8 protein-coding genes and 1 pseudogene are annotated in these 12207 nt (G+C 45.8%); 3 read left to right on the top strand and 6 right to left on the bottom strand.

Features of this window, described 5'->3' with window-relative positions; translation table 11 throughout:
• The 4 genes from AB4161_RS08925 to AB4161_RS08910 form a co-directional block, all read right to left on the bottom strand.
• On the bottom strand, positions 1–669 hold the full coding sequence (locus AB4161_RS08925; protein WP_019823329.1) for a transglutaminase-like cysteine peptidase: 669 nt from the start codon (positions 667–669) through the stop codon (positions 1–3).
• 59 nt (positions 670–728) lie between these two features.
• The gene (locus tag AB4161_RS08920; protein WP_017061206.1) at positions 729–2120 is read right to left on the bottom strand and encodes an HlyD family type I secretion periplasmic adaptor subunit; all 1392 of its coding nucleotides are present in this window, start codon (positions 2118–2120) and stop codon (positions 729–731) included.
• 112 nt (positions 2121–2232) lie between these two features.
• Positions 2233–3519: a sigma-54 dependent transcriptional regulator gene (locus tag AB4161_RS08915; protein ID WP_017061205.1), complete on the bottom strand. Its 1287-nt coding sequence runs from the start codon at positions 3517–3519 to the stop codon at positions 2233–2235.
• A gap of 84 nt (positions 3520–3603) precedes the next feature.
• Entirely contained in the window at positions 3604–5526 is a 1923-nt protein-coding gene (locus AB4161_RS08910) for an ATP-binding protein (RefSeq protein ID WP_372083233.1), read from the bottom strand.
• A 167-nt stretch (positions 5527–5693) separates the two neighbouring features.
• Here AB4161_RS08910 and pdxH point away from each other — a divergent pair, with 167 nt between their 5' ends.
• Complete coding sequence (pdxH, locus tag AB4161_RS08905; RefSeq protein WP_017061203.1) at positions 5694–6329, top strand: pyridoxamine 5'-phosphate oxidase; 636 nt, start codon at positions 5694–5696, stop codon at positions 6327–6329.
• 133 nt (positions 6330–6462) lie between these two features.
• Here the strand turns inward: pdxH and AB4161_RS08900 are convergent, their stop codons facing one another.
• Positions 6463–7248, bottom strand: a complete 786-nt coding sequence (locus AB4161_RS08900; RefSeq protein WP_372083232.1) for a PAS domain-containing protein — start codon at positions 7246–7248, stop codon at positions 6463–6465.
• Positions 7249–7614: 366 nt separating this feature from the next.
• A pseudogene (locus AB4161_RS08895) lies at positions 7615–7791 on the bottom strand (SUMF1/EgtB/PvdO family nonheme iron enzyme); the annotation flags it as partial.
• A 252-nt stretch (positions 7792–8043) separates the two neighbouring features.
• Between AB4161_RS08895 and AB4161_RS08890 the strand changes: the two are divergent.
• On the top strand, positions 8044–8868 hold the full coding sequence (locus AB4161_RS08890; RefSeq protein WP_372083231.1) for an AraC family transcriptional regulator: 825 nt from the start codon (positions 8044–8046) through the stop codon (positions 8866–8868).
• A 181-nt stretch (positions 8869–9049) separates the two neighbouring features.
• On the top strand, positions 9050–12205 hold the full coding sequence (gene putA / locus AB4161_RS08885; protein WP_372083230.1) for a bifunctional proline dehydrogenase/L-glutamate gamma-semialdehyde dehydrogenase PutA: 3156 nt from the start codon (positions 9050–9052) through the stop codon (positions 12203–12205).
• The last annotated feature ends 2 nt before the right edge of the window (positions 12206–12207 follow it).

Below are 12207 nucleotides of genomic sequence, written 5' to 3'. Positions count from 1 at the left end.
CTACTCATCGTAATTGATAATGGGTTTGTTTAATTTTAGAGAGCGCTCACGTGAACGTAAGTCGTTCCATAAGCTCAATCTTGAAGATTTCCCTGCCAATTTGCCGCTGCCTGCTGCCGACTTGATCAACCAAAGGTTTTTACCGTTAAAACTGTAAATTGGTCTTAGATCTGGGCGTTTGGAACCGCGTTTAATTTCAGGGTTTAAGTTGTCCAAAATTAATGGCTCTGCACTCGGTGTTGAGTAGTAAGCTAACACCATGTGGAACTGGTTTAGTTCCAGTGCTTTTACGTACACTAATCGTAATTTCTTATCTGGGACGCCCAGTTCAAGCAAAGAGAAGTATTTTGCGATTGTGAAGTCTTCACAATCACCGGCGTTGCTGCCTAAAAATTCCAGTGGTGTTGCCCAGTAGTCATTCTTTCCCCACAGTATGTTGTCATCGACAAAGTACATCTGGTTGAAGAACTGGTTCACCGACCTGAGCTTCTCTTTTTCACTTAATCCGTCGTATGACGTCATATTTGAGCGCCATGTTGCCACTCGCTTTCCGGCTCTATCGCCGTAGGTTTTGGTCACTGCATCTATCCACCGTTGGTCGCTCTTGTTGAGCGCCACAGAGGTGAAAGAGGTGAGGACCAGCAGCAATAGCGAAATCCGAGACTTCATAGCCTCTGCTCTTGTCTATTTGCTGTGTATTGAAAGGCGTTATCAAACATCAAACGTCCTTACTCTTTTAGTGCATTGTTTTGAGCGCTTAATAGTGGCTTCAACATGTACTCAAGCACGGTTCTTTTACCCGTGATGATATCGACAGAGGCGGTCATACCTGGAATGATTGGCAACTCTTCGTTCTGTCCAAAATTGTGTTTTTCGGTGCGCACGCGCACGATATAGAAGCTATTGCCTTCTTCATCTTGAGTGGTATCGGCACTGATGTGCTCTAACACGCCTTCTAGACCACCGTACTTAGTGAAGTCATAAGCACTGAATTTAACGATGGCAGTCAATTCTGGGCGTAGGAACGCGATATCTTGCGGGGCGATTTTCGCTTCAACCAATAGAGAGTCTTCTGTTGGTACAATCTCAACGATGTCCATACCCGGTTGGATAACCCCGCCGACAGTATTAATACCCAATGTTTTAACGGTGCCTGTTACAGGAGAAACCACCACGGTACGGTTTACTCTGTCTTCTAGGCCAACGGCAGATTCGGTCATTGCAGAGAGCTTGTCTTGGGCTTGATTGAGTTTTTCTTGTTGTTCGGAGCGGAAGTTCAGTGCGGCGTCAATACGGCTGAGCATGGATTCTTTGATTGCTGAGCGTAAAAGAGGAATTTTTAGCTCGCTCGAAGTCATTTCTCGGCGAGTGTCGTTCACTTGTCTTTGCAGTTTAAGTAATTCAATTCGTGGTACCACCCCTTCATCGGCGAGAGGTTTGGTGATATCCAGTTCTTGGCGAGCAAACTGGTAGCTCTGTTTTAGGTTTCGAACACGCGCTTTAATCTCAACTAGGTCTTGCTGTTTCTGTTCAACTTGTTGATCAAAAACGGAAAGCTGGTTTCTCAGATTATTGAGATCTTGACGGTATTCTGCTTTTTGACGATTAACCAGTTGAGGTTGAAGTTCATAGAATTTAGGTGGGAACGCAAGCTTGCCATAATCGAGAGTGACACTTTTCTTCCATTCTTTTTCAGAGAATTCTTCATTGATGACAACACTGGTCAGGGAAGCGGAAAGCATTAACACGTTGGCGGTCAAGTTCGCGACTTGTTGTTCACGTTCGCGGAAGTCAGAACGGAATCGTGTGTCATCGATTAACAGCAGTTGTTGACCTTTTTGAACGCGTTGGCCTTCTTTAACTAAGATTTCTTTAACCAAGCCACCTTCAAGGTTTTGTACCACTTGGATCTGAGAGGAGGGGATCACTTTGCCTTGGCCAACGGTAACTTTGTCGATCTCTGCCCATGCAGACCACCCAATAGCAGCAATAAAAAACAGAACGATCACCCACAACATAATACGCGCACTGGTGGGCGTATTGAGGAGCAGTGCCGCTGTTTTATCATCGACATACTCAAGCTCGGTCTCGTTCAATTTGCTGAAATTTTTCTGACTCATAACAGTCCTTGTTCGCTAAATAAAAGTGCAAGCTTATTGAGTGTATTCTTACTTCTGATAAATGTTAAGATTTTGTTCCTTTAAATCTTTGAATTTATATATTTTTTAAGACCTATCGGTTCTTGAAATCCGTTTTATCGAGTTGGTGCTTTCTTAGTTTGTCATACAGTGTTTTTCTCGATACCTGCAGCTCTTGTTGTACCTCTTTTAAACGACCTTGATGGCGATGTAGTGCCTCAATCAAGATAATTTGTTCAAAGCTATCGGTGCGTTGGTTTAACGACTGTTGTTGCTCTTCAATGCTCATATCGAGTTCATTTTGCTCATCAGTATCGCTGTCGAGCGACGGCTGCTTAATTTGAGTCAGCACTCTGAGTTCGGCATGTTGGCGAAGCTGACGAATGTTCTCCGTCCAATGCGTTGCAATGAGTCGCTGAATCTCTTTTTCTGTAATGACGGGGGGTGGCAGCTGATAGCGACTGGCCGCACCACGAGCAAAGTGTTTGAATAAAGAGCCAATATCTTCCGTTCTTTGCGCCAAGGGTAGTAAATTAAATCGGCGCAGTTCACCTGTAATTGTAGTCGGAACTACTGTAGTTGCGATAATGATACAAGTTGCATTGGTCTTGCATGAGTTTTCATGAAGTAGAGTGGGTTTTAGAGCGGCTAACCATAGCCATTGCTGCGAAGTTAACGCTTCTGTTTCATGGATATAGAGTGTTCCACCTTGATGCTTTAAGAACAGTTGCAAAACAAACTGATGGAATGTCGCTTCGTCACTGCGTGGCAAATTAAACGCCGCGACAGGGCAAAGCTCCGCGGTTTGATGACTGTGTAAATCATGGGTGTATTGTGCAGTGACCCTTTTCCCCGTCCCTAAATCACCAACAAACAATAGAAGTGGGTTAGTTTTGGTATCTAGGGTGATCAATTCTCGGCGCAATGCCTGCATTGATGGAGATTGACCAATCAGTTTTGGGCCAACCTGATTTTGCATTGCCAACTCTTTGCGCAATAGGTTGTTCTCTTCAACCAGTGCGAGTTTATCTGCGGCTTTTTTAACGGCAGTGAGTAGGGCATCGACCACAAATGGCTTTTCCAGAAAATCGTAAGCGCCGGCTTTCATTGCGGATACTGCGGTTTGCACGTCACCATGTCCGGTAAGTACGATGACCTGAAAATGAGGATTTTGGCTCAGTAATTTTTGCGTTAATTGAATGCCATCCATCACTGGCATGTGAATATCGGTGATGACAATTCCGGCTTGCGTGGTATCTATTTTCTTTAATGCCTCAATAGCATTGGGAAAGCAGACGATATCGATGCCTTCAATGAGCATGGCTTGTTCTACGGAGTCTCGAATGGCGGGTTCATCGTCGACAAAATAGAGTTTAGGCATAGAGTGCAAAAGCCGATTCCTTAGCAGTAGGTGAGATTAGCAGTATGTGAGATTCGTTTTCTAATCAGCGATAACAACGGCGTGTTAGCCCTTATCGTTATATAACGGGATGCTTAGCGAGAATACCATGCCTGAAGGCTCTAATCGGTTCGCGCTGATCGTGCCGTGATACGCTTCAATAATCCGTTTCGATATTGAAAGCCCTAGCCCTAAGCCTTCCGGTTTGGTGGTAAAAAACGGGTCGAACAGCTGTTCTAGCTTATCGTTCGGCATGCCAATTCCGTTATCCCAAATGATCAGCTGACAAGCGTCATGATGCAGTTGCCATTCGATGCCTATCTGTGGGCTAGCCTGTTGGTTAACGCTTTCCAGGTTTTGTTGCTCCTGCAAGATTTTGTGTTCAAGAACTTGTTGTTGCAGCGCTTGAGTCGCGTTGTGAATCAGGTTCACTAGTACTTGCTCGAGTTCGGTTGGATGAATCGCAATATTGATGTCATCTGGCACCGTGCTTAGCCTTAGCGTAATGCCTTGCTTGATCATCAGCGCACTGAGAATGCTAGTGGCGTTATTGACCGCTTGATGCAGGTTCGCCACATGATGTTCTTGTTTGGTGACCTTGCGAGTAAAGACTTTGAGTCGCGCGATGATGTCGGTAATGGTGTTGTTGAGGCCAATCATTTTCTCAAGATTGCTTTTCACTAAATCGGTTCGTTCCATTTCCAGTAGCTTTAAGCTGTTTTCACTGTAGGTTCGCAGTGCTGCAAGCGGTTGGTTGATTTCGTGGTTAATGCTGGCTGACAGCTCACCGAGTACCGCTAATTTTGCGGTTTGTGTCAGCTCTTGCTCTGTCTGTTTCAACTTGGATTGCGACTCTTGGTATTGAAAAAGGGTTTGTTGCAGCTGTTGATTGGATTGCTTCAAGTAGTGGGTACGTTTATCTACGGTTTGTTCTAGGTTTTGGTTGAGTCGGGTCAACGCCACTTTCGCGAGATAAGTCTGGCGCCACGACCAAGCGATGAGCATCACCAAGCTGTAAATCACTACGAAGATGACATCGATCTGAAAGATTTTAATAAGTTCAGCTCTGGTCTCTTTTAGGGCGACGACTTGGTACTGGTTGTTGCTGACCGTTGCAGGGTAAAGATTAAAAGCACCAAGCTTGAATAACTGGTTGGCGGTGAGCTCTTTTCGGATTTCATTGGATTGAAGGTTGCTAGATTGATTGGCGTTGCTAGCTTCTGACTGAGAGCTTGAAGAACGGAAGGCTTCGATGATCGAAATTTCGCTTTGACCGTATTGGCGTTGAAGTGCGATATCTGTTTGTTGTTGCTGGGTTAATGGCAACAATGAATGGTAAAGCCATGGAGCTTGGCTCGATAGAAAGACTACTTGGTTAGAGTCGAGTACCACGATTTCATAGTCGTCGCTGGTTAGGATGTTTTCGAGGTTCTCTAAACTCACCTTTACGGTGATAACACCAACAATGTCATTCTCAACATACAGTGGTGAAGATAAAAAATAACCGCGTACATTCGAGCGAGCGCCTAGCGCGACATATTGTGTATTGTTCCCTTGAATGGCGGAGGCAAAGTAGGGGCGAAACGAGAAGTTCTCGCCTACAAAAGTGCGAGGCTTTTGGTAATTACTGGAAGCGACGACAGTACCACTCTGGTCATGAATATAGATGGTGTCAGCTTGGCTTTGGTTTGACCATTCAAATAGCAATTGATTGAGCTGCGCAGCGGAAATCTTGTTTGTTTGTGGTGATGAGTCAAAATAAGAGAGCAGACGCGGGTCATGGCTGAGTAAATCCGGGATCTGTTTGAACTTATCCAGTTCAGAATCGATTTGTAGGTTGGCTTTATTCGCCGCTTCATTGAGTTGCTGAGTGACGATTTTTTCTTGGAATTGTACTGCCATAAAGTGGGTTGCGGTCAGCCCTGAAGCTCCCAGTAACAATGAGAATAAAACAAAGGGCGTCATTAGGTTAGGCAGTATCTTGGTCACTTGGATCTCAGCGTGTAATCGGTTTGTATAAAGATTATCAATATGATTGATTGAGTACCGAGATCTTGTTAACACCGAACACCTTCTGTGAGACAAAACCATGGCTTAGACTTGTGTTTCAAAGGATTACAGCGCAAAATCACAAAAAAATTTAAAGGAGCAACGAAATGGAACTGACAGATATTCGTCGTGAATACGCTAAGGGTGGATTGAGACGTAAAGACTTGGCCGCAGACCCTATTGAGCAATTCAATCTATGGTTAGAGCAAGCCATTGAAGCGAAGTTGACGGACCCTACTGCCATGACAGTTGCTACGGTTGATGAAAATGGTCAGCCATTCCAACGCATTGTTCTGCTGAAGAATGTGGATAAAGACGGTTTCGTTTTTTACACTAACCTAGGTAGCCGTAAAGCGCACCAACTTGAGCACAACAGTAAGATAAGCCTGCACTTCCCTTGGCATCCTCTAGAGCGACAAGTTCACATTACTGGCACCGCTGAAAAGCTGACAGCAATGGAAAACATGAAGTATTTCTCGTCACGTCCAAAAGAGAGCCAATTGGCCGCGATTGCAAGTAAGCAGAGTAGCCGTATCTCAGCTCGTGGCATTTTAGAAGGTAAGTATCTAGAGCTTAAACAGAAGTTTGCTAAAGGCGAGATTCCCGTGCCTTCTTTCTGGGGTGGCTTCCGTGTACGTGTGGATAGCATTGAGTTTTGGCAGGGTGGTGAACACCGCTTGCACGACCGTTTCTTGTTCTCTCGCCAAGACAACAGCTGGGATATTGATCGCCTAGCGCCTTAGGCTTATGGATCTTAAGTGGTCTACACCGAATAGAACATACAAAAATACCGCTGACTTGGTGATTAGAAACATCAAGCAACGGTATTTTTTTATCTGTACATTCCCAGATTCATCGACGAGTTGGTCATTCAACTCATTTATCACTGTGCAGCACAACGGAGATCTGTTTATTGAGCAGAGTTTCTGGGATCACTGAGCCCAATCCTGAATCCAACGCATACTCAATCAATTGGCTTTTACTGCGTGCATCAAACTTCTGTTTCAATCTAGCGACATGACCTTCGACCGTTTTGATTGAAATGTTTAACGTCGACGCGATGTACTGTGGTTTCTTGCCGAAAAGCAGTAAGAACAGCACCTCTGATTCTCTCGAAGTCAGCCGCTTTTGCAGTTTAGACACACGCGGCTCTGACCCCGCAAGCGATGCCTGATTGCCTTTTGTTCCTGTTGCCTGACAAACCCAGTGGCCGACTTCTAAGATCGCAGTATCAGTGAGCTCTTGCCCATAGAAGATAGTGCCTTGGACATTGTCGTTATCATCAAGCCAAGGGGTTTTGGTAAAGATATGGGCGTGCCAGCGTCCGTCTGGATAGGGGTGAATATCGAGGATTTTAAGGGTACTGCGTGTATCCATCACATGTTTGTCTTGAGCTCTGAAATCTTGCGCGCACTCAATGGTTTGACTGGGCATGTCGAAGTCGGTCAAGCCAGTACAAGTCTCATTGGGTTTTAAGCCAATCAATTGGTTGTAAGCAAGGTTGGCGTACACGAAGACCGAGTCAGTATCTTTGCAGCCCCAGCAGCCTGGAAGTTGTTCGAATAAAGAACGATGTATGGAGTTGAGTGGATCTGGCAAGGTTTTATCTCGTGTGTTGCGATGTTGCAATAATATCAGTTTCTTATAGCGCTGCAATGGCAATTAGAGTACGAAAAATAAGGGGGGACTGACAGTTAAACGGACTGCTGACTAACTGTGTCAATCACGGAGAATCGATGGGCATAAAGGGTGATAATCAGGCAAAAAAAAAAGCCAGCCTGAAGAGGGGCTGGCTAAAGACAAGATATGCCTTGTCGACATGTAGAAGATTTTCAGTCTAATTTACGAGGGTCAGGTAAATTAAACTGAGGCATCAATTTGATACCCAGAGTGACTTACTACTCTATCGACGAATCTACTCCTAGGAGTGCTTATGCATAAGGGGGGAATTCCCCTATAAATGCTGCTCAATGTGATAATTGAGAACCTAGAGTAAATATTTGGGATTCTGAGCCTGTGATTGGGAGCCTACAGCTCTCGTACTACTCGGAATCCTAGATAGTTCGCTGCCGTTGAAGGCGGTACGTACAGTTCGTTAAACACTTTTGCTTCTTCAGGAGAGAAGCTCCACGCGCCACCTTTTGCTAGGCCTTTCTGAACGGTTGTCCATTCCCATACATTACCCACCATGTCGTAGAAGCCTGTAAAATGTTTTTCGTGTTCGTGTTCGTGTTCGTGTGATTGCTTGTGAAGCCCCTAAATTCGCCGGAACGATTGGTTTTACAATGCCCGTAGTTTGTACGCTCTTGATCATCTTTCCGGAGGCATGATCATGATGATCGCGATGATGATCTTTTTATTCTCGCGAGCAAATAACTCTCATGAGCATTTACAAATTCATCTTATGCGCATTTAAGAGTATTATTCTTACTATGTTGACCCGAGTATTTTTCTGTCATGTCTAAACCTTTCCCCTTTCCTAACCTAGACCTTTCTCCGCTCGGCCTTACTGGCCCTCGTCCTGCTGAGATCATCACTTTGCCATCGCATATGGATTGCCACGATCACCACTATTCTCAGGTGGTGATTGGTTTAAAAGGTCAGGCGGAATTTGAAGTGAGTGGTAAGGGGAATCTTGTTGGCCCAGGACAAGGTTGTGTGGTGACAGCGAGCTCTGATCATGCTTTCGGTGGTGTGGTCGGTCAGTCCGACATTTTGGTGCTTAACATGCCCGTGCCGAGTGACGACGACCCGCTGATGCTAGAGAAGATTAATCAGCTCGAGTCTTCGAACGTCTATTTCCAATTAGATGCGCAAATTCAAAAGCTTATTCATATGCTGGTACAAGAGATGCAGGCGAGCCCTGATGATCTGTTGTTAAGCCGTGCCTGCAATGACACGGTGATCGCTCTGATGCAAAGGCACATATCGGCATTTGAAACCTCAATTAAAGACTCGCGTTTTGATCTTGAAGCACTGGATCGCTACATCGAGCAACACCTCGCGAATAAGATCTCTGTCGCTCAGCTTGCGGGCAGCGTGTTCTTGGGCGAAAGCCAGTTCCATATGCTGTTCAAAGAGCAAATGGGCATTACCCCTCACCAGTATGTTCTTGGTAAGCGTATCGATCGTTCTCGCCGTTTAATTGAACAGGGTAACCTTAGCCTTGGTCAGGTCGCAGAACTGGCTGGTTTCTCCGGTCAATCCTCTTTTACTCACACCTTTTCACGCCTTCAAGGCATGTCTCCATCCCAATACAAAAAGAAAATTTCTGTTAAATAGTGAAACAAAACGGCATATTATTTTAAAGTTTCATATGTGACCTTGTGTTTGTTTTGTTAATAAAGCGAGTTTTTAGCAAAAAACTCGGAGTTTTTGACAAGTAATCCTTATATACTCTAAATACACTGCAGCCATTGTAGAGATCCCGGGCTAATTCCGGGTGTGAGATTAAGGAAAACGCATGTTTACAGCTACTGATGTGTTAAAGCCAGAATTCAACGAGCAGTCGCTTGCTGATCTATGGTCGCTTATCTCACCATTATATATGGTGGATGAAACCCAATGGCTAGAGCAACTTCTGCCACTAGCTACCCCTTCTGAGTCTGAAAAGCAGCAAATCACAGACAAAACGACTTCTTTGATCGAAGCTATCCGTGCGGATAAGACTTCTATCCAGATGATCGATGCACTGTTGCTTGAATACAGCTTAGATACTCAAGAGGGCATCTTGCTGATGTGTCTGGCGGAAGCCTTGATGCGTATTCCTGATTCAGCAACGGCTGATGCACTGATTCGCGACAAGCTAAGCGTTGCGGATTGGAAGTCTCACCTAAAGAATTCTGATTCGGTTTTTGTTAACGCTTCAACTTGGGGCTTAATGCTAACAGGCAAGGTGGTTGGACTTTCATCGAACGAGCAGAGTGCTGGACAAGCGGTTAACCGTTTAGTGAACAAGCTTTCTGAGCCGGTAATTCGTAAAGCGATGCACCAAGCGATGAAAGTGATGGGTCACCAATTTGTTCTTGGCCGCAGCATTGCTGAAGCGCAAAAGAACGGTAAGTCGATGCGCGACAAAGGCTTTACCTACTCATACGACATGCTAGGTGAAGCAGCACTGACCACAGCTGACGCAAATAAGTACTTTAAAGATTACCTAATGGCGATTGAAGCCGTAGGTCGAGACAACTATGTTTCTCCACAATCGAAGGTCTCTTCAAAATCTAGCCCAGCGCCATCTGTGTCTATCAAGCTTTCTGCACTTCATCCTCGTTACGAAGTGGCGAATGAAGACCGCGTACTGACTGAGCTATGCGACACGCTAGAGCAGTTACTGCGCCGTGCGATTGAGCTTGATGTTGCGATCACGATTGATGCAGAAGAAGCGGATCGCCTAGAGCTTTCGCTTAAGTTATTCGAAAAACTGTATCGCAGCGAGCTAGTGAAAGGCTGGGGCAAGTTTGGTCTGGTTATTCAAGCGTATTCAAAGCGTGCTTTACCAGTTCTAGTTTGGCTAAACCGCCTAGCAAAAGAGCAGGGTGACTTAATCCCACTTCGCCTAGTGAAAGGCGCGTACTGGGACAGCGAAATCAAATGGTCACAACAAGCGGGCTTTACTGATTACCCAGTTTACACACGTAAAGAAGCGACAGACGTAGCTTACCTTGCATGTGCACGTTACCTATTGAGCCCAAGCGTTCGTGGTAATATCTTCCCGCAGTTTGCGAGCCACAATGCTCATACGGTTTCTGCTATTGCCGTCATGACCGACCATAAAGACTTTGAATTCCAACGCTTACACGGCATGGGTGATTCTCTGTACAACCATGCGATGGAAGCTTACCAACAGTCGGTACGTATCTACGCACCGGTTGGCAGCCATAAAGATCTACTGCCATACCTAGTACGTCGCTTGCTAGAAAACGGCGCAAACAGCTCGTTTGTCCACCGTCTAGTTGATGCGCGTTGCCCTGTGGCAGAGCTGACTCAACACCCTGTCGATATGCTTCTGGCATTCGATACATTGCACAACACTAAGATTCCTCTGCCTCCAGCGGTATTCCCTGAGCGTAAGAACTCTTACGGTGTGAACATTGATATTGAAAGTGAAGCGCATCAGTTTGAAGAGCAGGTTAAGTCTTTCCTTAACAATCAATGGACTGCTGGCCCAGTGATCAACGGTGAATCTCTTGCCGAAAGCATGATCAAGGCTGATCAGAATGTTGAACAAGTAACAGCACCTTACGATCGTCGTATTAGCGTGGGTCAGGTGGCTTTTGCAAACCTTGATCATGTTTCCGCAGCGATCACTGGTGCAGACGCCGCATTTGCTGATTGGAATGCGACATCGGTTGAAACCAAAGCCGCTGCGCTTGAGAAGCTGGCGGATCTGATGGAAGAAAACCTGGCTGAGCTGGTGGCAATTTGTCATCAAGAAGCGGGTAAGACAATTCACGACAGCATTGATGAAGTGCGTGAAGCGGTCGACTTCTGTCGTTACTACGCAAAACAAGCGGATAACCTACAAGGTTTCGAACTAAAAGGTTTTGATGGCCAAACACGAATCGCTTCTCGACAAGGTCGTGGTGTGTTCGTTTGTATTAGCCCTTGGAACTTCCCTCTAGCGATCTTCCTTGGCCAAATTACAGCAGCTTTGGTTGCGGGTAACACGGTTGTGGCTAAGCCTGCCGAGCAAACAAGCTTAATAGCAGCTCGCGCAGTGGAATTGATGAATGAAGCGGGTTTCCCTGCTGGCACGATTCAGTTACTACCGGGTCGTGGCGCTGAGATCGGCAGTGCGCTAACCAGTCATGATGCAATTGCTGGCGTTGCCTTCACGGGTTCAACACCAACAGCACAACGTATCAACGTGTCATTGGCAAGTCGTAACGCTAAGCCTGTTCCGTTTATAGCGGAAACCGGTGGTCAGAATGCGATGATCGTCGACAGTACCGCACTGCCTGAACAGGTAGTTCGTGATGTTATTCGTTCTGCATTCGCTTCAGCAGGTCAACGTTGTTCTGCACTGCGTGTGCTTTATATCCAAGAAGACATCGCAGACCGTGTGATTGCATTGATTCACGGTGCAATGGACGAGCTGAGTGTTGGCATTCCACATCTTCATAAAACCGATGTCGGCCCTGTTATTGACCAAAACGCGAAGCAGAAGTTGTTGGCACACTTAGAAAACATGACCAATACCCAGAAGAAAGTGGCTCAACTTTCTCTAGGAGCGGATTGTGAACATGGTGACTTTGTTCCACCAAGTGCATTTGAAATCGATGACATCAGCTGTTTGAAAGAAGAGCAGTTTGGTCCTGTACTGCATATCGTTCGCTTCAAAGCGAGTGAACTGGCGCAAGTGGTAGACCAAATTAACCAAACCGGTTTTGGCTTAACCATGGGCATCCACAGCCGTAACGAGACAACTTACCGTTGGATCGAAAAACACGTTCGTGTGGGTAACTGTTACATCAACCGTGACCAGGTCGGCGCTGTTGTTGGTGTACAACCATTTGGTGGTCAAGGCTTGTCTGGTACTGGCCCTAAAGCGGGTGGTCCTCACTACCTATACCGCTTTACTGATGTTCATTTCTCTCAATCACAAGACAAGGCATAAGG

Origin of the sequence: Vibrio sp. 10N.286.51.E5 (assembly GCF_041469125.1) — a bacterium.
Taxonomy (GTDB): domain Bacteria; phylum Pseudomonadota; class Gammaproteobacteria; order Enterobacterales; family Vibrionaceae; genus Vibrio; species Vibrio crassostreae_C.
The sequence above is the reverse complement of the archived record's forward strand: the minus strand, read 5'-3'. Positions and strand labels throughout refer to the sequence as shown.

Coding starts and splice junctions, on each gene's coding strand:
- AB4161_RS08890 (WP_372083231.1), top strand. CDS start 8,044: ATGTCTAAACCTTTCCCCTTTCCTAACCTAGACCTTTCTCCGCTCGGC.
- pdxH (WP_017061203.1), top strand. CDS start 5,694: ATGGAACTGACAGATATTCGTCGTGAATACGCTAAGGGTGGATTGAGA.
- AB4161_RS08925 (WP_019823329.1), bottom strand. CDS start 669: ATGAAGTCTCGGATTTCGCTATTGCTGCTGGTCCTCACCTCTTTCACC.
- AB4161_RS08915 (WP_017061205.1), bottom strand. CDS start 3,519: ATGCCTAAACTCTATTTTGTCGACGATGAACCCGCCATTCGAGACTCC.
- AB4161_RS08920 (WP_017061206.1), bottom strand. CDS start 2,120: ATGAGTCAGAAAAATTTCAGCAAATTGAACGAGACCGAGCTTGAGTAT.
- putA (WP_372083230.1), top strand. CDS start 9,050: ATGTTTACAGCTACTGATGTGTTAAAGCCAGAATTCAACGAGCAGTCG.